This window comes from Bacillus thermozeamaize, from assembly GCA_002159075.1.
Lineage (GTDB): Bacteria > Bacillota > Bacilli > ZCTH02-B2 > ZCTH02-B2 > Bacillus_BB > Bacillus_BB thermozeamaize.
On record LZRT01000098.1, the window covers coordinates 1 to 22,083 of the forward strand.

General features: G+C 54.4%; 20 protein-coding genes and 3 pseudogenes. All 23 read right to left on the bottom strand.

All coding sequences use genetic code 11. From position 1 onward, the window contains the following. The 23 genes and pseudogenes from BAA01_09180 to BAA01_09290 all read right to left on the bottom strand — a co-directional run bounded on the left by BAA01_09180 (position 1) and on the right by BAA01_09290 (position 22,064). Positions 1-520: pseudogene (locus tag BAA01_09180) on the bottom strand (molecular chaperone DnaJ). A 183-nt stretch (positions 521-703) separates the two neighbouring features. After that, positions 704-1,579: a hypothetical protein gene (locus BAA01_09185; protein OUM85708.1), complete on the bottom strand. Its 876-nt coding sequence runs from the start codon at positions 1,577-1,579 to the stop codon at positions 704-706. Between the two features lie 134 nt (positions 1,580-1,713). Further along, entirely contained in the window at positions 1,714-1,908 is a 195-nt protein-coding gene (locus BAA01_09190) for a hypothetical protein (GenBank protein ID OUM85640.1), read from the bottom strand. A 44-nt stretch (positions 1,909-1,952) separates the two neighbouring features. Continuing rightward, entirely contained in the window at positions 1,953-2,558 is a 606-nt protein-coding gene (locus BAA01_09195; protein OUM85641.1) for a hypothetical protein, read from the bottom strand. Positions 2,559-2,651: 93 nt separating this feature from the next. Then, positions 2,652-2,963, bottom strand: a pseudogene (locus tag BAA01_09200) (thiol reductase thioredoxin). Positions 2,964-3,090: 127 nt separating this feature from the next. After that, positions 3,091-3,873, bottom strand: coding sequence for a spore cortex-lytic enzyme (locus BAA01_09205; protein ID OUM85642.1), 783 nt, complete (start codon positions 3,871-3,873; stop codon positions 3,091-3,093). A 133-nt stretch (positions 3,874-4,006) separates the two neighbouring features. Beyond that, the gene (locus tag BAA01_09210; protein OUM85643.1) at positions 4,007-4,264 is read right to left on the bottom strand and encodes a hypothetical protein; all 258 of its coding nucleotides are present in this window, start codon (positions 4,262-4,264) and stop codon (positions 4,007-4,009) included. Positions 4,265-4,378: 114 nt separating this feature from the next. Continuing rightward, the gene (locus BAA01_09215; GenBank protein OUM85644.1) at positions 4,379-5,377 is read right to left on the bottom strand and encodes a delta-aminolevulinic acid dehydratase; all 999 of its coding nucleotides are present in this window, start codon (positions 5,375-5,377) and stop codon (positions 4,379-4,381) included. After that, positions 5,374-6,201, bottom strand: a complete 828-nt coding sequence (locus BAA01_09220; GenBank protein ID OUM85645.1) for a hypothetical protein — start codon at positions 6,199-6,201, stop codon at positions 5,374-5,376. The genes BAA01_09215 and BAA01_09220 overlap by 4 nt, the downstream gene beginning before the upstream one ends. Positions 6,202-6,240: 39 nt before the next feature. Continuing rightward, positions 6,241-7,164, bottom strand: coding sequence for a hydroxymethylbilane synthase (locus BAA01_09225; GenBank protein ID OUM85646.1), 924 nt, complete (start codon positions 7,162-7,164; stop codon positions 6,241-6,243). A gap of 30 nt (positions 7,165-7,194) precedes the next feature. Further along, positions 7,195-7,833, bottom strand: a complete 639-nt coding sequence (locus BAA01_09230) for a hypothetical protein (GenBank protein ID OUM85709.1) — start codon at positions 7,831-7,833, stop codon at positions 7,195-7,197. 24 nt (positions 7,834-7,857) lie between these two features. After that, on the bottom strand, positions 7,858-8,643 hold the full coding sequence (locus BAA01_09235; GenBank protein OUM85710.1) for a hypothetical protein: 786 nt from the start codon (positions 8,641-8,643) through the stop codon (positions 7,858-7,860). 78 nt (positions 8,644-8,721) lie between these two features. Next, a complete protein-coding gene (locus BAA01_09240; protein ID OUM85647.1) occupies positions 8,722-10,083 on the bottom strand; it encodes a glutamyl-tRNA reductase in 1,362 nt (453 codons plus the stop codon). 105 nt (positions 10,084-10,188) lie between these two features. After that, positions 10,189-10,788: a YihA family ribosome biogenesis GTP-binding protein gene (locus BAA01_09245; protein OUM85648.1), complete on the bottom strand. Its 600-nt coding sequence runs from the start codon at positions 10,786-10,788 to the stop codon at positions 10,189-10,191. Positions 10,789-10,886: 98 nt separating this feature from the next. After that, positions 10,887-13,208 (bottom strand): annotated as a pseudogene (locus BAA01_09250) (endopeptidase La). Between the two features lie 73 nt (positions 13,209-13,281). Beyond that, the gene (locus tag BAA01_09255) at positions 13,282-14,973 is read right to left on the bottom strand and encodes an ATP-dependent protease LonB (GenBank protein ID OUM85649.1); all 1,692 of its coding nucleotides are present in this window, start codon (positions 14,971-14,973) and stop codon (positions 13,282-13,284) included. 150 nt (positions 14,974-15,123) lie between these two features. Continuing rightward, positions 15,124-16,392: an ATP-dependent protease ATP-binding subunit ClpX gene (locus tag BAA01_09260; protein ID OUM85650.1), complete on the bottom strand. Its 1,269-nt coding sequence runs from the start codon at positions 16,390-16,392 to the stop codon at positions 15,124-15,126. Positions 16,393-16,398: 6 nt separating this feature from the next. Next, complete coding sequence (locus BAA01_09265; protein OUM85651.1) at positions 16,399-16,995, bottom strand: ATP-dependent Clp endopeptidase, proteolytic subunit ClpP; 597 nt, start codon at positions 16,993-16,995, stop codon at positions 16,399-16,401. A gap of 173 nt (positions 16,996-17,168) precedes the next feature. Beyond that, a complete protein-coding gene (locus BAA01_09270; protein ID OUM85652.1) occupies positions 17,169-18,467 on the bottom strand; it encodes a trigger factor in 1,299 nt (432 codons plus the stop codon). A gap of 86 nt (positions 18,468-18,553) precedes the next feature. Beyond that, on the bottom strand, positions 18,554-19,180 hold the full coding sequence (locus tag BAA01_09275; GenBank protein ID OUM85653.1) for a non-canonical purine NTP pyrophosphatase, RdgB/HAM1 family: 627 nt from the start codon (positions 19,178-19,180) through the stop codon (positions 18,554-18,556). A gap of 30 nt (positions 19,181-19,210) precedes the next feature. Next, positions 19,211-19,966, bottom strand: coding sequence for a ribonuclease PH (locus BAA01_09280; protein ID OUM85654.1), 756 nt, complete (start codon positions 19,964-19,966; stop codon positions 19,211-19,213). Between the two features lie 102 nt (positions 19,967-20,068). Further along, entirely contained in the window at positions 20,069-21,163 is a 1,095-nt protein-coding gene (locus BAA01_09285; protein OUM85711.1) for a hypothetical protein, read from the bottom strand. Between the two features lie 94 nt (positions 21,164-21,257). Beyond that, a complete protein-coding gene (locus tag BAA01_09290; protein OUM85655.1) occupies positions 21,258-22,064 on the bottom strand; it encodes a glutamate racemase in 807 nt (268 codons plus the stop codon). Positions 22,065-22,083 lie beyond the last annotated feature (19 nt).

The window sequence follows — 22,083 nt, forward strand, 5'->3', positions numbered from 1 at the left end:
CTTCCTGGCCTGTTCCACGGCAAACCGGACAAGTCTCCAACTTGCTTCCCGGCTTCGCTCCGGTGCCGTGACAGGTGGAACAACTTTCCTCCCGCGGCACCTGCAGGGTCTTCTCGACGCCAAACACGGCTTCTTTAAATTCCAGCGTCAGCGGATACTCAATGTCCGCTCCCCGGCGCGGCGCCTGTGGATTGCTGCGGCGCCCGCCAAAAAACATGTCAAAAATATCTTCAAAACCGCCAAACCCGCCTCCCGCATCCGCTCCGCCAAAACCACCAAAACCGCCATAGCCGCCACCCTGCGGCTCGGCATGGCCATACCGGTCGTAACGGGCTCTCTTCTCCGGATCGCTGAGGACATCGTAAGCCTCTTTGACCTCTTTGAACCGCTCTTCGGCGTCCGGCTCTTTATTGACATCCGGATGGTACTTACGGGCAAGTTTGCGGTAAGCTTTTTTGATCTCTTCCGGGCTGGCATTTCGATCCACGCCCAGCACCTCGTAGTAATCCCGTTTGCTCATACGACCACCCGTTTTCTGCAAGCCATTTGAACTGTCGGCACAAACTCCTCAAATGAATATCTTATCAAACTCCATTCGCCTTGACAATCAAACCAAACGGCACCCCACAAAACAACATGCCCTTCCTGTTCCACAGCCACAGAAAGGGCATGTCAAACGACTTCATCATCAGTAGGAACGACATCACGATGAAAACTGTGCAATCAGATTTTGGAAAAAGTCCCGAATCGCCTCCAGGATTCGGATAAACCAGTTTTTCACTTCGGGATTGGCATCCAGATATTGATCCAACTGTTGCTGCAGTTGTTGCAACTGCTGTCCTACTTTGTTCCAATCAATGTTCAGGTTTTGCAATTTTTGCAGGATGGACAGGAGGCTTTCGATCTCGCTGTCTGTCAATTGTATGTTCAGATCGCCCGCAACATTGATGATGATGTCGCGCAACTGTTCTTCCGAGAGTTTTTGATTCCCAATCGCCTCTTTCAGGCGGGCCATCAGCTCGGCGGCCGCCTCCTTGTCGCCGATGCGTTCTCCCAATGCGGCCTGGGTGACCATCTCTTCATTGGCCACTTTGACCCGTTCCTTGTCCAGTTTCTTGTCTGTGGCCGCCTCAAAGGCCTTGATGATTCCTGTCAACCCGGCCGTCCCTGAGACGGGAAACGGAGCGGCTACCATCACGTCCGCGTCTTCCACGCCGGCGGTAATGAGCGCATTGATATACATCGACTTGGAAACCCAGTTAATGTTATGTGTCTCTACCTGCAACCCTTTTCCAGGCTCAGTCAAGGTAATCCGCGCGGATGAGATGGCGCGCGAACCGATGACCGCAGGGCTGAGCAAATCTCCCAGAACCTCTTTTTCTTCTTGGTTGGTCACCTCAATGATGGTCACTTCATTTTCTTTTACCCCGAAAAGATCCAGCATCTGCTGCCTTTGCTCGCTGGTCAGATCTTTTCCCAGGGTAACGACCTGTTCACCTGCCACCGCATCAGCCCAGGCCGTCGTCACGGGAACCAGCAGACTCAGACAAAGCAACAACAGGATGACCTTCCGAAAGATTCGGGCTGATCTCATGCTTCAATCCCCCCTTTGTCTTTTCTAAATTATAACCAATATGATCAACAGTTCGCAGCAATGTGATCGGATTCCTGCCCGATAAAAAAAGGGCAGCTTTCGCTGCCCGGAGGCGAGTGTTAACGCATGGCCCTCAACATTGGGGTAAGCGTCCGACGGAACAATTGATTTCTGATCCAACGGTTCCCCACGACGGAACGCACCGCCAGGTTGCTCACCATCGGGATGTTCAACAGGCGCATCAACGTCCGCCGGCGAATGGCTGGCACCATCATCAATCCGACAATTCCTCCAATTACAGCCAATGTCCGCATGAATGCTCACCTCCATTGGTTAGCATGGCCGGATGGAGGCGGATTCATGTACGCGACATGGCCGAGTCTTTCGCAATGGGCAGAAAACCCTCCGGCAAGGCAAGCGGCTCGAGCAAGGGCTCGGTTTTTGGCACCGACTCTAACACGCGGAGCATGGCGATTTCGTCACACGAAAGCCGCTTCGGACAATGGAGGCAATCTTTCCAAACTTTCTGGGGCAAGGTGGACTTTTCGACGACATGAAACTGGCATTTTTCAAAGAAATGCTGTTGATAGGTCAAAGCCATCACCCGTCGTATCCCCATCGCTTCGGCATCCTGGATAAAGGCCTCGACCAGCATTTTGCCCAACCCCTTGCCCTGGGCTTTCGGGGAGATAACGAGAGAGCGGATCTCCGCCAGATCCTCCCACAACACGTGCAACGCGCCACATCCCAAAAGCTCCCCGTCTCCCTCGACCACTTTGAAACAAGGGAGCGATTCGATGATGGAAAGACGGCTGCGAGGCAACAATATATATTCATTGGCATAATGTTGAATCAGTTTCTCAATAAACGGAACATCGCCCACCTTGGCTCGACGGATCTGCAACGTCTCCACTCCCGTTCCAGAATACTCATAAATATGCAAGGTAATGTAGAAATTATACATCCTCACCCTGATTCTGTCCAGTGACATCCTGCTTGCTGACGTAAAAAGGGCACCGGCAAGCCGGTACCCTTCACAGACTTTTGGCGTGCTTTGTCACTTTGTGGCAAATTCACGAATCCGATCTTCGGGCAACGCGCCAATCACGCGTTCCACTTCCTGACCGTTTTTCAGCAAAACCATCGTCGGAATGCTCATAATCCCGAATTTGGCTGCCAGGTCAGGGGATTCATCGGTATTGACCTCGTAGAAAACGACCTGGTCGGCAAGCTGCGGCGCCAATTTTTCGACAACTGGATCCAGTCGCCGGCAAGCCGGTCACCAGTTCGCCGTAAATTTCAAGACAACCGGTTTCGTCGCTTGCTCCACCAGTTGGCTGTAGTCTTGCATCGCGATTTTTTGCAGCATGGAAAAACCTCCTTTAACTCTCTGGAAAAACAAGCCTTTCATGACACAATGCCTGCATCAGAGCCTCCATGTATCTCTTATTGTACCTGTTTCTGGAGAAAATGGCCAGCCTGCAGGCGCATTGAGGCTAGAGGCAAAAGATGTGCTTGCCGATTTTTTTGATCTGCGGACGGCTCCAAATCCACGCCGAGGTGGCTGTTTCAGGGTTGAAATAGTACAGCGCGCCGCCTGTCGGATCCCATCCGTTGATCGCGTCCAGGACCGCCTTCTTGGCCGTTTCGTTCGGCGTCAGCCAAATTTGCCCGTCTGCCACCGCAGTAAAGGCGCCGGGCTCAAAAATGACAGCCGACGGTGTATCGGGAAACAACGGACTTTCCACCCGGTTGAGAATTACGGCGGCCACGGCCACCTGACCAATGTACGGCTCGCCACGGGCCTCGCCATACACGGCATTGGCCATCAGTTTGATATCATTTTGCGAAAATCCCTGCACGCTGCCACGCACGGGCCTGTTTGCAGGGGCGGCCTTCGCCGTTTTCTTGCCGCCTGCGGCCTGTCCGGCCGTTTTGCCGCCGGTCGCGCCAGGCCAATGGCGGGTTGCCTTCCAGAGTTTTTCTTTTGTCTTGGGCCCGACCACGCCATCCACTTTCATGCCGAACTGATACTGAAAGTTTCGTACGGCCCAGTATGTCTGATAGCCAAAAACGCCATCGATCTTGCCGTGATAAAATCCTAAAAACTGCAGACGGCCCTGCAATTCCCAAACATAGCCGCCGACGCTTCCCAATTTGACAACCGTTTGCGCCTCTGCAATCTGTACCTGAGAGAAGATCGCCAAAAAAAGACTCAAGACCAGCAGAATTACTCCGAGCCAAACAACCTTTCCCAGATATGCTGCTCTACCTTTCATCTTCCAACCATCCTTTGCCTGTTCTTTTGCAAGTCAACCCATTCGGTTAGGCAGTCATAGTATGTCCAACCAGGATCCTCATTATGAAAAAAGAGCCATTCCGTTCCCGGAATGGCTCACGAAACGCTCGTGCTTATCGGATCTGTTCTTCCAATGGGCTTTTGTGCTGATACTCGACAGACACTTCATGCATGTAGGACGGCTCTACTTTGCGGACAAAAGGCAGTTTTCCCAATTGGTTCATCTTCGCTTTGAGCTCGGATTGGTTGACATACATCACCGCATATTTCATCCGCCGGGAAACATAGATCACATGGCCATGACGTTCCAGGTTCCGTGCTTCCCGCAGATTGCGAAGCCATACAATCAGTCCGACACGTCGCGTCTTCATCAGCGAAAACCCTTTCCACAAATATCCTGCTTCAGCTTTCTTATCTCTTGGTTCAACTACCAGGCCGGGCCACTTTCTATTAAATCAAAACAGACTTGCTCAAGTCAAAATCGCTCACACGCTCCCCGAGAGCCAGCGGGCCGCATCTTTGGCATGATAAGTCAAAATCATGTCGGCCCCGGCCCGCTTCATCCCTGTCAACAATTCCAGCACCGTTCTTTCCTCGTCAATCCAGCCGTTCAAAGCGGCTGCCTTGACCATGGCATATTCGCCACTGACATTGTAGACAGCCAAAGGCAAATCAAAGGTATCCCGGATGACCCGCACCACGTCCAGGTAAGGCATGCCCGGCTTGACCATCAACATGTCAGCCCCTTGCGCCACATCTTCGGCCGCCTCCCGAATGGCCTCCCTGAGGTTCGGCGGATCCATCTGGTAACTGCGGCGGTCACCGAATTGCGGCGCCGAACCAGCCGCATCACGAAAAGGGCCATAAAAGGCGGAGGCATATTTGACCGCATAGGAGAGAATCGGGATGTGGCTGAAACCGTGCTCGTCCAATGCCCGGCGGATCGCCCAGACAAACCCGTCCATCATGTTGGACGGGGCGATCACGTCGGCACCCGCCGCCGCCTGAGAGACCGCGGTGCGCGCCAGAAGTTCAAGAGACGGGTCGTTTTCTATCTGTTCCTGGTGCACGACACCGCAATGGCCATGATCGGTATACTCGCACAGACAGGTGTCCGCCATCACCACCAAATGGGGATAATCCCGTTTAATCAGGCGAATCGCCTGCTGAACCTCTCCCTGCTCATCGTATGCGCCGGAGCCCCGGTCATCTTTGTGCTCTGGCACGCCAAACAACATGACCGCCGGAATTCGGAGCCGGGAAATCTCCTCCAGTTCTTCCCCCAGCCGATCCACGGAATAGCGGAAAATTCCCGGCATGGACGGGACAGGCTCTTTGACCCCTTGTCCATAAGTGACAAAAAGCGGGTAAATCAGATCATCGACAGACAACGCATGCTCACGAACCAGCCGCCGCAGGCCGTCTGTCCGGCGAAGGCGCCGCAGGCGGGCAAAAGGCGCCTGGTTAAGAGTACTCTCGTTCACAAGGAATCCTCCCCTCTTTGCTTCTGCGTCTGAACCATCTCGACCAACGCGTCCACCAAACCGTCAATGCTGGATTGGCGGGCCTCAATCGTCACCTCAAGCCCCAATTCCCTGCATGTGGCTGAAGTGAGCGGGCCGATGCTGGCCACTTTGACATCCTTCAACAAACGATGCGCATCATGCCCGGACAGGATCTGAAAAAAATTGCGCACGGTAGAGGAACTGGTGAAGGTGATCACGTCGATTGCCCCTTCCTCTAGCAAAGACACCAGCTCATCCGCCCGGTCCATGACCGGCTCATTCGCATACACATCGACCGCCTTCACTTCGACGCCATGTTGGGCCAGCCTTTGCGGCAAGACGTCACGGGCAATCTCCGACTTGGGAAACAACAGCCGCATTCCCGGACGTATCTGTTTGAGCAGCTCATCCAGCAACCCCTCTGCATGAAACACGTCAGGACACACCTGAACCTGCAATCCCTTTTCTTCCAGAGCCTCCTTGGTTTTCGGCCCGACCGCCGCAATCTGTGCCCGCAGCCGCCGGATGTCCATCTTGCGCTGCCGCAGACGGTGGAAGAAATATTTCACGGCATTGGTGCTGGTAAATACCGCCCAATCAAACCGCTCCAGTTCATCCAACGCCTGATCCAACGGACCGGCATCTTCCACTGGCCTGATCCGGATGACCGGAAACGCTACTGCCTCGCCGCCCAATTCCTCGATCCTGGAGGAAAGCGCGCGGGCCTGGGATTGGTCTCGCGTCACCAATATACGGTAACCAAAAAGCGGCTTTTTCTCAAACCCGGAACGCTGTTGCCGCATCCGTACTCCACCTCACCGCCGATGAAACGATTGCCACACTCATCTTCCGCCTTCCTCACGCACCCGCTGCAAAATCTCCGCCGCCCCCGCGGCGAGCAACTCTTCCGCCAAGGCTCTCCCCAACGCGTCCGGCTCCATGCCTTCCCGTGACGCCCGCAAGAAGCGCTCCCCTTCCGGTGAGGCGACAAAACCGGTGAGACAGATCCGGCCACCATCCAGGCGGGCGTAGGCGCCAATCGGTACCTGGCAACTGCCTTCCAGCCTGTGCAAAAAGGAACGCTCCGCCTGTACACAAAGGAATGTGTCCGGATCATGAACGGTCGCCAGGAGGGACAGGACCGATTCGTCCTCAAGGCGGCACTCCATTCCCAACGCCCCCTGTCCGACTGCCGGAATAAACTGCTCAGGCGGCAGGTACTCCGTTATTTTGTCCTGCCAGCCCAACCGATGCAGTCCTGCTGCAGCAAGGAGAATCCCATCCAAATCGCTTTCCATCATTTTCCGCAGGCGCGTTCCCAAATTCCCCCGCAAAGGAACCACCTGCACGTCGGGCCGCAAGCGCTTGATTTGAGCCATTCGCCGCAAACTGCTGGTCCCGACCTTGGCCCCGGGAGGCAACTCTGAGAAAGGGATTCCTTCTTTTGCTATCCAGCAGTCCCGTGGATCCTCGCGGCGGCTCACAGCTCCGATCACCAGGCCCTTTGGCAGCTCGGCCGGCATATCTTTCAGGCTATGTACGGCAAAATCCACCTCGCCCCGAAGGATCGCTTCCTCAATTTCCTTGACAAACAACCCCTTGCCCCCCACCTTGGAAAGGGTGACATTCAGAATCCGATCCCCCTTCGTGAGAAAAGTTTGGATTTCAACGGGACGTTCCGTCACCTGTTGCAGTTGTTCCTTCACCCAGCTTGTCTGCCGCAAGGCCAATTCACTCGCGCGTGAACCGATGAGAATGGGTTTCAAGCGGATTTCCTCCCTTGTATTGCCTCTGTATTACCCCAGATGATTGCCCCTCAGCCACTCGCCAATCCATTGGCGGGCCTCCTGAAGCGTCCTCTCGTGCCCCTCACGGCGGTACTTCTCCAGCCACGCTTCCTCTTCCGCAAACATCTGGTATGCCATCCGGCGCTTGCCGGAATCAGGGATTAACCACTGAAGCTCACCACGGAGTTCGGCCAGCCAGTCCAGGTAACCGGCATACCAATCGTCAAATTGCTTCTCCAGCTGCTTCCGGATCCGTCTGGCCATGGCCGGTGAAGCACCCGCCGTCGAAATGCTGATCTGCAGCCTCCCCCGCCGGAGCGTCGAAGGGACATGAAACAGGCTCCACTCCGGCCGATCCACGACATTCACCAATTGGCCGCGTTGAACCGCTTCATGGTATACCTGGCGGTTCACTTCACTCTGATTGGTGGCCGCAAAGACTAAAAAGGCTTCATCCAGATCCCCGGGCCGATAAGCTCGTTGATGTACCTCAATCAACCCGTCCTGGGCATATTGCATGAGCCGCTGCGTAATCTCCGGGCTGATCAGGCGGACGCGAGCGCCGTACGCCAGCAATGTGCCAACTTTTCGTTCGGCCACTGCGCCGCCGCCTATCACCACGGCCAGTCGACCCCGGACGTCGAGCATCAGCGGATAATACAACTGAATCACCTACCAGCGATGAAAGGAACTCCAGAGCATGGAGACCACCACGTTGGTGCATACCATGAGGAAGGACAGCAGATTGGTCCACGCCAGCCTCTCTCCCTGCACCCGCCTGTGCCGCAAAAAGAGGAAATGCCCATACAGGATGAGAATCATAAAAGAAGTGACAATCTTCGGATCAAACCAATAGTTGAATGAAAGGCGCAAGTGAGCCCAGATCAGGCCAAGCAGCAAAGAAATGGCGAGGAGCGGAAAACCGACGATATTGAAGTGATAACTGAATTGCTCCGCTTTTTCAAGGCTGGGAAGGCGGAAGCGGGGATGCCACTTCTTGCGTTTCAAAAGCCGGTATTGAATAAGGTACATCATCGAAAAGATGAATGAAAAAGAGAAAGCCACATAACTGAGGATGGCCAGCGTGACGTGAATCACAAGCAATTCGGAAACCATCTCCTCCGGGAAAGAGAGGCCGGTCGCGTTTCTCTCGGCGACAAAAGCCAGCACAAAAGCCGTCAAACCGATGAGGTTGCTCAAAAGAATGAACAAATCGATGCGAAACCAGAGATGAATCGCCAGCGACAACCCCACCAACAACCAGGAGTAAAACAACAGGCTTTCAAAAAGGGTGAACAACGAAAGTTCCCCTTGGGTGAAGCCGCGCCAGACAAAAAAAAGCGTCTGCAAGCCCCAGACCAAGCTCAGTGTGACCATTCCAAACCGTTGAAACAAACGATTCTTTTGGATAAAGGCCAAGTAGTAAAAAAAAAGGCTTATCGCATACAGATAAACCATGCTGTCAAACGCCCAAAGACCCACGGCTACCCCTTCCTTCCAAAAGCACTTCACCGTTTCCTCATGAGAAACAACGGTTTACAGACGAAAAGGAAGGGGCAAGGTGACGTGGGACTCCGCCTGTTCTTCGGTTGACGGCGCTTTCTGCTGTTGCTCCAATTCCTGCTCGAGCAGGATTTCTTCCAATGCGAAAATCGTCGCAAACAAATTTTGCGATTCCTGCGCTTGCGGCTCCGTCGCCAGTTCTTTGATCCGCTGGATCGGATCACGAAGCATTTGGTTGACTACGCTCATCATATGCTTACGGATCACTTTCCAATCCCGCTCCGACAGGTGAGGCAACTTGTTTTGCAAGCTTTCCATCGTCTCCTGATGAATCCGCAACCCTTTTTCGCGCAAGGCAGAAATCAACGGGATGACACCCAGCGTGTGCAACCAATGCTCAAACTCATCAACCTCTTTCTCGATCTGCCGCTCAATCAGACGGGCCTCTTTCATCCGCTCCGCCAGATTGGCCTCCACTAGCCCTTCCAAATCGTCGATGTCGTACAAAAACGCGTTCGGAAGATGATGAATCTGCGGATCCAGATCCCTGGGGACCGCCATGTCCATCAAGAGGAGCCGTCTGCCGCCACGCCTCGCCATGATCCTTTCCACCTGCGCACGCGTGAGGATATAGCCCGGCGCACCGGTGGCACTGACGAGGATATCCACCTCTTGCAGCACGTCCGGCAAAGCCGACCAGGGAACAGCCTGTCCATCAAAACGGCGGGCCAGCTCCTCCGCTTTCTCCAAAGTCCGGTTGACAACGGAAATCCGGCCGAGCTTTGCCGCATGCAGATGTTGGCAGGTCAGGCTGGCAACCTTTCCGGCACCGATGACGGCAGCATGCTTCCCTTTCAGATCGCCAAACACTTTCTTCATCAATTCGATCGCTGCATAGCTGGTGGAAACCGCATTGTCATTGATCCCGGTCTCGGCATGCACCTTTTTCGCAAAGGTAATGACCCGCTGCAGGAGCCGGTTCAGCAGGCTTCCCGTATTCCCTTGCTCGCGCGCCAGAAAGAAGGCATCCTTGAGCTGGCCCAGGATCTGGGTCTCGCCGACAATCATCGAATCCAGTCCGCAGGCGACCCGGAACAGGTGAGCCACAGCTTCCCGATCCTGGTGAATGTACAGCGCTTGCTGAAAATCGGCCCGCGAAACACCGGACCAGGCTTCTAGGAAGCGCTGCGTATGATCAATGCCCCGCCGCAGGTGATCCACCACCATGATCAGCTCGGTGCGGTTGCACGTGCTGAGAAGAACCCCTTCCAACACCCCTTTGGTCTCGCGAAAAGCAGCCAGCGCTTCCTTCAGGGAGCTATCAGGAAAAACCAACCGTTCACGCAATTCAACGGGTGCGGTGCGATAATTGATCCCGATCACAACGATGTTCATCTGCCTCACCACACTTTTACCGCGTTCGCACACTCATACCCATTATAGCATGTTTGTGCAAATGGCCAAAATGAAGAAAATGTGAACGCCGCACGGCCTGCACCATCACGGGCTTTGCGTCTTAAACAGATGCGCCGTGATGGCCGGCCAGATCGCTTCTTTTCCCGTACCGTCCAATGCAGAAAAAGGCATCACAGGAAAAGCGCCATCCAGCCCCAGTTCCTCTCGAATGAGCCGCAGCTGCTTTTGCCAATGGCCGCGGGCAATCTTATCCGCTTTGGTGGCCACCAAGAGACAGGGCATTCCTGTCACCTGTAAATATTCCCACATTTGCCGATCGAGATGCGTCGGCTTGTGACGAATATCCAGAAGCTGGATGATCAGGCGAAGGTTTGTGCGTTCGCGCAAGTAGCGATCCATCATCCTTCCCCAGGCAGATTGCTGCTGCTTGGAAACTTGCGCATAGCCGTAGCCGGGAAGATCGACAAAATAAAATGTTCCGTTGATCCGGTAAAAGTTCAGCGTTTGCGTCTTTCCGGGACGTGAACTGGTATGGGCCAGACGCTTGCGCCCCAGCATCCGGTTGATAAAAGAGGATTTGCCGACATTGGAACGGCCTACCAGGGCTACCTCTGGCAGGCCGTCTTTGGGATATTGGGCTGGCGCGGCGGCACTGGCGACAAATTCCGCTTGTTTCACTTTCATAGCCGTGCCCCGTAGTCCAGCGAGTCTTCCACAACACCTTCGCCAGGTACCGCCTCCACGCCGTCAGCCCAATCCTCTTTTTGCTTCAGGGGATTTTCCAGGAACGCTTCCTTCAGTACCTGATCCATGTGTTCCACCGGAATCAGGGTCAGCTTCTCCCGGATGTTTTCCGGAATCTCTTCGATATCCTTGAGATTTTCACGCGGGAACAACACCCGCTTCAAACCCGCACGGTGAGCGGCGAGCGCTTTTTCTTTCAGGCCGCCGATGGGCAGTACCCTTCCGCGCAAGGTGATTTCCCCGGTCATGCCTACCTCTTTCGACACCGGAATGCCGGTCAGCGCCGAAATCAAGGCGGTTGCCATCGTGATGCCGGCAGAGGGTCCGTCCTTCGGAATGGCTCCTTCCGGAACGTGGATGTGGATATCCAGTTTTTCCGTAAAATCCGGGGCCACTTTCAGCTCTTGGGCCCGCGAACGAATGTAACTGAAGGCGGCCTGCGCCGACTCCTTCATCACTTCTCCCAGTTTTCCGGTCAGGATGAGACGCCCCTTCCCGGGAAATGTAGATACCTCAATGATTAATGTGTCTCCGCCGGCCTCTGTCCAGGCAAGCCCCGTGGCCGCCCCGATCAGGTCGCTTTCCTCGGCCAGGCCGTAGCGGAACCGCTCGGGACCCAGATAGTCCTTCAAGTTATGTTCCCGAATTTCCACTCTTTCCAGCGCTTCATCCGTCACCAGCTGCTTTGTCGCTTTCCGGCACAGTGTGGCCAGCTGCCTTTCCAGATTCCGCACGCCTGCTTCCCGCGTATATTGCCGGATCACTTTCAAGATCACCGGATCATCCACAACCAGCTGTCCTTCCGCCAATCCGTGCGCCTCCATTTGCTTCGGCAGCAAGTGGCGCTTGGCAATCTGCATCTTTTCCTCCTCCGTGTAGCCGCTTAAGCTGATGATTTCCATGCGATCCAAGAGCGGCCGGGGGATGTTGTAGGCATTGTTGGCTGTCGCGATAAACAACACCTGTGAAAGGTCATAAGGCAATTCAATGTAATGATCGCTGAACTGGCTGTTCTGTTCTGGATCCAGCACTTCCAGCATGGCCGACGCGGGGTCGCCGCGAAAGTCGGATGACATCTTGTCAATTTCGTCCAACAAAAAAACCGGGTTGACGGTTCCTGCCGTTTTCATTCCCTGTATGATCCGGCCCGGCATGGCGCCGACGTAAGTCCGGCGATGGCCGCGGATTTCCGCCTCATCCCGGACGCCGCCGAGCGATACGCGAACAAATTTTCGTCCCATGGCCTCAGCGACTGAACGAGCCAGCGAGGTCTTGCCGACGCCAGGAGGTCCAACCAGGCAGAGGATCGGCCCTTTCAGATGATTGACGCGCTTTTGGACGGCCAGATACTCCAGGATCCGCTCCTTCGCCTTCTCCAGGCCGTAATGTGCCTCGTCCAGCACTTTGGTCGCATGGTGAATGTCCAATGCATCTTCGGTCCGCTTCGTCCAGGGAAGATCCAATAACCAGTCCAAATAAGTGCGAATCACGGTTCCCTCTGCCGAAGCGGGCGGCATTTTTTCCAGCCGATCCAACTCTTTCTCAATTTTCTCCCGCACTCTGGCCGGCAGTTCGCCTGCCTTCTCCATCCGTTCCCGAATCTCTTCCACTTCAGCCGCTCGGCCCTCTTTGTCCCCCAATTCCTTCTGGATTGCCTTCATCTGTTCGCGCAGATAATACTCTTTTTGCGAACGTTCTATCTGTTTTTTCACTCGTTGTTGAATCTGCCGCTCCAGTTCCAGCACTTCCCGTTCATTATTCAGCAAGGACAAAAGCTGTGTCAGGCGCTCCTTAATAGACACCGTCTCAAGGATCATTTGTTTGTCGCGGATCTTCAACGGCAGGTGCGAAGCGATCACGTCAGCCAGGCGCCCCGGCTCCTCCACGTCCATCACCGAGGCGAAGGTCTCCGGAGTAATCTTTTTTGACAGTTTGGTGTAGTTCTCAAAATGATCCAGGACGGCCCGCATCAGGGCTTCGATCTCCGCGTCCACTTCGTATTCTTCCGGCAGTTCCTCAAACGTCACTTCAAAGAAAGGATCGGTCTGGACAAACCGCTTGATCCTGGCGCGATACAATCCTTCCACCAAAATGCGAATCGTGCCGTTGGGCAGCTTCAACATTTGGCGAACCCGGGCTACGGTACCGACGCGAAAAATATCATCAGGATCCGGTTCCTCTTTTTGAATCATTTCCTGGCAGGAAAGGAGGATCTCATTCTCATCGACCATCGCCTTTTCCAGCGCCTTGATCGATTTCTCCCGACCGACATCCAGATGCAGCACCATCGTGGGAAACACCAACAAGCCCCGAAGGGGTAGCAGTGGGATTAGCCGTTCCTCATGGCTTTTCAAGGTCATCCCAAGCACCTCCGTCAACTGTGACATCCATTTTCGTATCGCCATTGACTCTCAAACCCTTTACCCGTCATTTTCAGCAAATGTCCAGCTCACTTTCTGCCTGGTACAATAATCCCTGTGCAGAAAGCAGCTCTCCGGCCGGAACTGGCATCCCCAACTCTTCAAAGTGGTTATCCACGATCAGCGTATGCGAAAATACTTCTTTAATTTCTTCGACAGGAATCACCTTAATTCCTTCCATTTCAGCAAAAATCGACTGCCAGTTGTCTTTCGGAACCAACACTTTGGTTGCGCCAGCCTCTTTTGCCGCCAGCACCTTGGCGACGATGCCGCCAACCGCCTTGACTTGGCCATGAATGCCAATTTCTCCTGTCATGGCCACCTGGTTGTCGACGGGAATCTGCCGAACTGCGGAATAAATGGCCGTGGCGATGGCTACTCCGGCAGAAGGGCCGTCGATTGGAATTCCTCCCGGAAAATTGACGTGAATATCATAAGCCGTCGTGTCGATATTGGCAACATGTTTTAATACGGTGATGACATTTTCCAGGGAACCCACGGACATGCTCTTCCTTCGCAGCGTACGCCGGTTTCCTGCCAGCTCCTCCTCTTCCACCATCCCGGTAGCCGTCAGCTGTCCGTGCCCTTCCTTGACAGGCCTTGCTGTGGCCTCGATTTCGATCAGGACGCCCATGTTGGGACCATACACTGCCAGGCCGTTGACTACCCCAATCTGGGGACGCGGTGAAATGCGTTTTTCCGGCCGCGGCGACAGCTGGCTGTTGTGGATGACCCACTCCACCTCTTCTTTGGTCAGACGGTCCTTGCTCTCCGTCATGGCAATGCCTGCGGCGATCTGGACCAGATTGACCGCCTCACGGCCGTTTTTGGCATATTGCTGGATGAGGGAAACGGCATCCGCGTCAATCTCCAGATCGATTTTGGCCAGGGCATCTCTGGCAATCTTGCCGATTTGGCTCACCGATAAAGGCTTGAAAAAGATTTCGACGCAACGTGAACGGATGGCTGGCGGAATTTCTTCCGGCAAACGCGTGGTGGCGCCCACAAGGCGAAAATCGGCCGGCAGCCCATTTTGAAAAATGTCGTGAATGTATTGCGGTATGTTCCGGTCTTCAGGATTATAATACGCGCTCTCCAGGAAAACTTTGCGATCTTCCAGCACTTTTAGCAGTTTGTTCATCTGGATCGGGTGGAGCTCGCCAATTTCATCGATAAACAGAATACCCCCGTGAGCCTTTGTGACGGCACCTGGTTTCGGTTGCGGGATCCCGGCTTGTCCGAGCGATCCGGCACCCTGGTAAATCGGATCGTGAACAGAGCCGATCAGGGGATCGGCAATCCCCCGTTCGTCAAAACGGGCCGTCGTGGCATCCATCTCAACAAATTTGGCATCTTCGCGAAAAGGGGAAAGCGGATTTTTTCGCGCTTCTTCCAACACCAATCTCGCCGCTGCCGTTTTTCCGACTCCGGGAGGTCCATAAATCAACACGTGTTGCGGATTGCTTCCGCACAGCGCAGCGCGCAGCGCGCGCAACCCGTCTTCCTGCCCGACAATGTCCTCAAAGCGGGAAGGGCGCGTCTTTTCCGCAAGCGGTTCCGTCAATGAAATCGCGCGTAAACGCCGCAGTTGTTCCATTTCCTTGTGCGATTCCTTCTGGACCACCGTCTTGCTGTTCTGCTGGTTCCGCAGCAAATTCCAGAAGTACAGTCCGATGACGATCGAAAAAAAAAAGCTGGATCCCACTGATCAAGATAGTCCAATGCATGTTCCCATTCCCCTTTCCACACGGTCTCATTAATTCAAAACAGACAAGTCAATCCTAGTATGACCGGGTGGAAATGAGGCTAATCATAGAAGACAACCCCCAGGAATTTCCTGAGGGTTGGATACACATCAGGCGCTGGCCTCTTTCTCCCAGAAGGTGATCACTTCGCCTTTGTCCGTGATCAGCTTGGGACTCAGCTTTTGCGTCACCACCTCTTCGGTGATGATGCATTTTCGTACATTGTCTCTCGCAGGCAGTTCATACATCGCGTCCAGCAACAGATCTTCGATAATCGCCCGTAAACCTCGGGCGCCCGTGTTGCGACGGATGGCTTCTTTGGCAATCGCGGTCAAGGCTTCGTCGGTAAACTCCAGCTCCACGTCATCCATCTGCAACAACTTGGCATACTGCTTGACCAGGGCATTTTTCGGTTCTGTCAAGATGCGCTTCAAGGTTTCCTCGTCCAGCGGATCAAGCGTTGAGATCACCGGAATCCTCCCGACAAATTCGGGAATCAGGCCGTATTTCAGCAAGTCTTCAGGCTGGACCATGGACAGGTACTCTCCGGATTTGAGATCCCGTCCCGAAACTTCTGCCCCAAAGCCGATCACTTTCTTGCCCACACGCCGCTTGATGATCTGCTCAATCCCGTCAAAAGCGCCGCCACAGATGAAGAGGATGTTGGTGGTGTCAATCTGGATAAACTCCTGGTGCGGGTGCTTTCTTCCCCCTTGCGGCGGCACGCTGGCCACTGTTCCTTCCAGGATCTTCAGCAAGGCCTGCTGTACCCCTTCACCGGAGACGTCGCGTGTGATGGACGGATTCTCAGATTTGCGGGCGATCTTGTCAATTTCGTCGATGTAGATGATGCCGCGCTCGGCCTTTTCGACGTCATAATCGGCCGCCTGGATCAGCTTCAACAGGATATTCTCCACATCTTCACCGACGTACCCGGCCTCCGTCAGCGAGGTGGCGTCGGCGATGGCAAAGGGCACGTTGAGCACCCTCGCCAACGTTTGAGCGAGCAACGTCTTGCCGCTTCCAGTCGGGCCGAGCAGCAAAATGTTGCTCTTGGACAGCTCCACATCGTCGTTTTTGAGACTGCTGTTGATCCGCTTGTAGTGGTTGTACACGGCTACCGAAAGGCTCTTTTTGGCTCTTTCCTGACCAATCACGTATTGATCGAGGAACTGCCGAATCTCATGCGGTTTCGGCACTTCCTGGAGGTTGAACTCCTCTTCCGTGCCCAGCTCTTCTTCGACGATCTCCGTGCACAACTCGATACACTCATCACAGATATAGACTCCCGGACCAGCAACCAGCTTGCGCACCTGTTCCTGCGTCTTGCCGCAGAACGAACACTTCAACTGGCCTTTTTCATCATTAAATTTGAACACTCGGATTCACTCCTTTGCAAAATCTGGACGAGTGATGATCTGGTCAACCAATCCGTATTCCAACGCCTCCTCCGAACTCATGAAAAAGTCGCGATCCGTGTCTCGTTCAACCCGCTCCAAAGGTTGCCCCGTGCGTTCTGCCAGGATGCGGTTGAGCTTGTTCTTCGTTCGGACGATCCATTCCGCATGGATTTTGATATCTGTGGCCTGCCCCTGCACACCCCCCAGAGGTTGGTGAATCATGATCTCGCTGTTCGGAAGGGCAAATCGTTTCCCCTTTTCTCCAGCCGCAAGCAGGATTGCGCCCATGCTGGCAGCCAAACCGATACAGATCGTGGAAACATGCGGCTTGATGTACTGCATCGTGTCATAAATGGCCATTCCGGCCGTCACGGAACCACCTGGTGAGTTTATGTACAGGTAAATGTCTTTATCCGGATCCTCTGCCTGCAGGAAAAGCATTTGCGCCACAACCGTGTTGGCGACCTGATCGGTAATCGGGCTGCCAAGAAGAATGATCCGGTCTTTCAGCAGCCGGGAATAGATGTCGTAAGCCCTCTCGCCGCGATTGGTGGTTTCAATGACGATCGGCACCAAATTCATCCGCTTCACTCCTTCTCATACGGATCGGACTTCTTACCCTTATTGTAAAACATTTTGCACCTTTCGTCTCCTTCCAGCTGCCCTTCAATCTGCCCTTCCATGGATAAACAAAGCACGGAAAAAAACCGTGCTGTGTTCTGCGAATTTCCCATATGCTTGCTCTGCCGGATGCACTAGGCGACGGCGGTCGTCACGCTTTTTTCAACCAGGAAGTCCATGGTCTTGCGAACCTTGATCGAATGCGCAATCATCTGCAGGCCATCCTCGCCACCGAGCAGCTGCTTGACTTCCTCAACCGGCCGCTGGTAGAGATCAGCCAGCTTTTGCAACTCTTCCCCAATCTCTTCTTCCGTGGCTTCAATGTTTTCCTGTTTGGCCACCGCCTCAATGACCAGATTGTGCCGCACCCGTTTTTCAGCGCTGTCGCGGAATTGCTCGCGCAATTGTTCCATCGTGGTATTGGTGATTTTGAAATAGGTGTCCAGATCGAGCCCTTGCAGCCGCAGTTGCTGGCTGTAGTCGTGGATCATGTGGTCGATTTCATGTTCGATCATCGCCTGCGGGATCTCCACTTCCGCATTTTCAGCCGCCAACTGGACGGCCTGATCTTGGAGATATTGCTTTTTTTCCTCTTCCTTTTGTTCGCTTAACGCCTTCCGGATTTCTTCCTTCAGTTCTTCCAGTGTTTCGCATTCACTGACATCCTTGGCAAATTCATCGTCCAGCTCCGGAAGCCGTTTTCTCTTGATCTCCTTGATCTTGACGCGGAAGGTGGCCTCCTTGCCCTTCAGCTCCTCTACCCGGTAATCCTCCGGAAAGGTGACCTGAATCTCTTTTTCTTCCCCATTTTTCATGCCGACCAGCTGCTCTTCGAAACCGGGAATCAACGCCCCGGAACCCACGGTCAGCGGATAATTTTCCGCCTTGTTTCCTTCAAACGGCTGACCATCGACAAACCCTTCAAAATCAAGGCGAATCAAGTCCCCCGTTTCGACCGGTCCTTCTTCCACCGGAACCAATTCCGCCACTCGCTCCCGCCGGCGTTCCAGTTCGGCCTGCACATCCTCCTCGCTCACGGAGAAATCCTTTTCCGGGATTTCCAATCCGATGTATTTGCCGAGGGTCACTTCCGGCTTGACGGTCACTGTGGCCTTGAAGATAAATGGTTTTCCCTGCTCAAACTGCTCCACATCGACATGCGGACGGTCGACCGGTTCGATTTTGGTCTCTTCCACCGCCTGCTTATAGGCTTCGGGAAGCAACAGATCAATCGCCTCTTCATAAAGCACTTCCACCCCGAAGCGGGCCTCAAAGATTTTTCTCGGAACTTTGCCCTTGCGAAATCCGGGCACTGTCACTTGCTTGACCACCTTGCGGAAGGCCCGGTCCAATGCATCCGCCACCCGTTCCTCTTCCACCTCGACAGTCAACACTCCCTCATTCTTATCTATTTTCTCCCAGGTCGCTTTCATCTATGCTCTCCCTCCTGAAACATCTGCTGTATGTACCCGTTTTACGTGTTGATAACCACTCCATTATATCACAATCTTGCTTCTTTTCAAGGAACCGGTTTATTCCTGTTCCGGATCTCTTCAGCAAGCTGGGCAGCCAGCTGTCTGAGCGCTTGTCCACGGTGGCTGACCTGATTTTTCTCATTTGGACCCAGTTCAGCCATCGTCTTGCCATATGCCGGAAGGTAAAACAGCGGATCGTAACCAAACCCCCCGTTCCCGCGCGGCGCGGTCAAAATCACGCCTTCGCAGATGCCTTCGGCTGTCATCGTTCGCTCTTCGCTGAACATCAAGAACAAAACGCAGCGAAAACGGGCCGTCCGCCGCTCCAGAGGAACGCCATCCAATGCATGCAGCAGCTTCAGGTTGTTCTCCGCATCACTGGCATGTTCGCCGGCAAAGCGCGCAGAATATACGCCAGGACGGCCGCCGAGCGCATCCACCTCCAGCCCGGAATCGTCCGCCAGCGCCGGCATGCCTGTCCATCGAAACAGGCTTTCCGCTTTTTTCCGGGCATTGTCCTCAAATGTCAAGCCGTCTTCGATAATCTCGGGGAGATCCGGAAATTGATCCAATCCCTTGACTTGCCATCCCCATTCGGCAAAAAAAGCCTGAAACTCCTTGATCTTGCCCGGATTTCGCGTGGCAATCAGAATCTCCTGCCGCATCCCCATCATGATCCTCCATCCCCACGCTCTCTTTCCTCAAGGAGTTTGTTGTATCGCGGATTCGAAGAGCGGGAGATATTCCCGGAGCGATTCTTTCTGGATGCGGATGAGCTCGGCGATCCCGCCAGTGGCATAACGCAGCATGAGTTCCATCTGTTCCTGCGTAAAGGGGGCCGCTTCGCCGGTTCCCTGCACCTCGACATATTTCCCCGCCCCTGTCATGACGACGTTCATGTCCACTGTGGCACGGGAATCTTCATCGTAGGCCAAATCCAGCATGACCTCATCCTCCACCACGCCCACACTGACAGCCGCCAAAAAATCCTGTACCGGCAGCCTTGGAATGGTTCCCTGCCGGACAAGGCCAGCCAGCGCATCCACCATGGCCAGATAAGCTCCGGTTATCGATGCGGTGCGCGTTCCCCCGTCGGCTTGTATCACATCACAGTCCAGCCAGATCGTCCTCTCGCCCAGCATCTCCAAGTCCACCACGGAACGCAGGGCGCGTCCGACCAGCCTTTGAATCTCCATCGTTCTTCCTCCCGGGCGTCCCTTGGTCGCTTCCCGCTGGTTTCGCACCTCGGTCGCCCTTGGCAGCATGCCGTACTCTGCCGTGACCCACCCTTTGCCTTGGCCACGCATGAAAGGCGGCACTCGCTCTTCAATGGTCGCGGTGCAGATCACTTTCGTGTGTCCAATCTCGATCAACACCGAACCTTCCGGATATTTTAAAATATTCCGGGTCATTTTCACCGGGCGCAACTGATCAGCCGCCCGACCGTCCTGTCTCATTCGCTGTTCCAACCTCCCCCTCGTTCACGTGGTTTCATTATATCATACCCTCACCGGTTCATGTTTAGACAAAAGAAAAAGGTGCCGCAACGCACCGCGAGACTAAATCGGGTTGACCCAGGCAGGACGGGTGAGGGGCTTGTTGAGCGGCTTGCCGTTCACCGTCACCGCTTCCTTCCCGTTGACCAGTACCTGAACCTGCTTCGCGCCTGTATTCTCCGTTAGGGTCAAGACCAGCGATTCGAGGGATGGCGACAATTCTGTCGGCTCCGTAAGCGAAAGGTAACTCAGAAAGTGTTCGTCCAGGTTGGCAATCACGGTCTCTTTTTGCAAGTCCACGTCCAGCACCTTGAGTGTCTGCATGAGGGAAGGCGTCAACCCTGAATCTTCTTCTGGCCCGCGAACCAATTCTTTTAAGGTTCGCAGCGCTTTTGCCTTCGGCTCAGTCACCATCGGTACCAGCCGGGTGACGGGCACCAAGTAGCTGTCCCCGGCCTGGTTGACGCCTTGAAAGTAAAGCGTCACAGCCGTCGTACGGCCCGGTTGGGCCTCATCCGATAGTTCCAGGTTGAGGCCCAACGTCTCCCGTTTCAGTGGCTGGGTGACAGGATAATTCCCCAGCTCCGTCAGCGGATACCCGTTTACCGTAATCTCCACCTTTTCCACGTCGGGAAACTGGGTCAGGGTGTAGGTCACCGCTTCCAAAACCTTTTTCTCCTGACCGGACTGCACATTTTTGAATTCCTTTGAAAAGTCTACTTTGGCCAGCTTCTCATCCCGCTTGATATGCACCGAAACTTCCGTGTTTGGCGGCAGAACGGCTGAAAATCCTTCCGGCAGCAACTCCTCGCCTGGCCCTCCCTTGGTCATGAAGTGAAGGGCCTGCTGCGCGATGCCCTCCACTTTGGGCACCTTCATCGCAACGGGCACTACATACCCATTTTTATCCAAAAAGTACAACGTCAAGGTCGTGGTCGCCACATTGGAGGCCGCCTGGTTCTTGTTCTCATCCGTCCCGTTCTGCGAAGGGGCATCTTTCTGTTCCGCCGGTTGATCCAACTTCACATCCTCATCCCATTCCACCGTATTCGGCGGCGTCAGGTTGACGGGCTCATCCTCTGAGGCAAGCCCGCAGCCTGCAAGCACCAGGAACGATAAGGCCACAAGCGCCCAGACCCTCAAGCTTTTTCTATTCACAAGCACTGCTTTCCCCTCCTTCGTCCATTTCTACTCCATGTATACGAGCCTTGCGGCGAAATATACATGAAACATTGGACGAAAGGGGAAACGGTTATCCCACCTGCGGGAGATGGATACTGGTCACATCAAACTCACGGCCGAACCAGTCGGCGGCAATCTGCTTGAACAGACGGACATCCCCGCTGACGAAAATCTGCCTCGTCACCCCCGAGCCGGTGGACGGATGGAACAGTTGATAACGCTTCAAATAATGATACACATCTTTCGCTGTTTCAGCCGCTGAACTGATCAGCCGGACCTCTTCCCCCATCACCCGTTGAATGACGGGAGCCAATAACGGATAATGCGTACAGCCGAGAATCAAGGTATCCAGCTGCTCTGACACGAGCGGCCCCAGCACTTCCCTGACGACTGTCTCCGCCTCGGCAGAGCGGTATCTGCCTTGCTCAACCAGCGGGACAAACGCCGGACATGCCAATGAAACGACGTGAAGCGTAGGATTTTGTTGAAGCAGCTGGCGTTCATAAGCTTGCGAACGAATCGTTCCCTGTGTGCCGATCACACCGATCCGACCGGTTTGTGTCTGCTGCAAAGCGGCTCGCACCCCAGGGGCAATCACCCCGATAACCGGAATCGGCAGTTGTTGCTGTACTTCCTCCAGCATGGTGGCTGTCACGGTGTTGCAGGCGATAACCAACATTTTAAGGGGAAACTCCTGAAGAAAGTTGATCACTTCCCAGGCAAACCGGCGCACTTCTTCGGCTGTCCTGGGCCCATATGGACATCGGGCCGTATCACCAAAATAGATCAGGGGTTCATTCGGCAGCTGCCTCATGATTTCTTTGGCTACCGTCAACCCTCCGACACCCGAATCCATGATCCCTATCGAAGGTTCCATGCAATGCTCGCCTCGTTTT

Coding starts and splice junctions, on each gene's coding strand:
- BAA01_09240 (OUM85647.1), bottom strand. CDS start 10,083: ATGAACATCGTTGTGATCGGGATCAATTATCGCACCGCACCCGTTGAA.
- BAA01_09290 (OUM85655.1), bottom strand. CDS start 22,064: ATGGAACCTTCGATAGGGATCATGGATTCGGGTGTCGGAGGGTTGACG.
- BAA01_09190 (OUM85640.1), bottom strand. CDS start 1,908: ATGCGGACATTGGCTGTAATTGGAGGAATTGTCGGATTGATGATGGTG.
- BAA01_09220 (OUM85645.1), bottom strand. CDS start 6,201: ATGCGGCAACAGCGTTCCGGGTTTGAGAAAAAGCCGCTTTTTGGTTAC.
- BAA01_09235 (OUM85710.1), bottom strand. CDS start 8,643: ATGGTTTATCTGTATGCGATAAGCCTTTTTTTTTACTACTTGGCCTTT.
- BAA01_09205 (OUM85642.1), bottom strand. CDS start 3,873: ATGAAAGGTAGAGCAGCATATCTGGGAAAGGTTGTTTGGCTCGGAGTA.
- BAA01_09230 (OUM85709.1), bottom strand. CDS start 7,833: ATGCTCGACGTCCGGGGTCGACTGGCCGTGGTGATAGGCGGCGGCGCA.
- BAA01_09210 (OUM85643.1), bottom strand. CDS start 4,264: ATGAAGACGCGACGTGTCGGACTGATTGTATGGCTTCGCAATCTGCGG.
- BAA01_09195 (OUM85641.1), bottom strand. CDS start 2,558: ATGTATAATTTCTACATTACCTTGCATATTTATGAGTATTCTGGAACG.
- BAA01_09280 (OUM85654.1), bottom strand. CDS start 19,966: ATGAGACAGGACGGTCGGGCGGCTGATCAGTTGCGCCCGGTGAAAATG.
- BAA01_09245 (OUM85648.1), bottom strand. CDS start 10,788: ATGAAAGTGAAACAAGCGGAATTTGTCGCCAGTGCCGCCGCGCCAGCC.
- BAA01_09275 (OUM85653.1), bottom strand. CDS start 19,180: ATGGGGATGCGGCAGGAGATTCTGATTGCCACGCGAAATCCGGGCAAG.
- BAA01_09270 (OUM85652.1), bottom strand. CDS start 18,467: ATGAAAGCGACCTGGGAGAAAATAGATAAGAATGAGGGAGTGTTGACT.
- BAA01_09265 (OUM85651.1), bottom strand. CDS start 16,995: ATGAATTTGGTGCCGATCGTCATTGAAACCACCAATCGCGGCGAGAGG.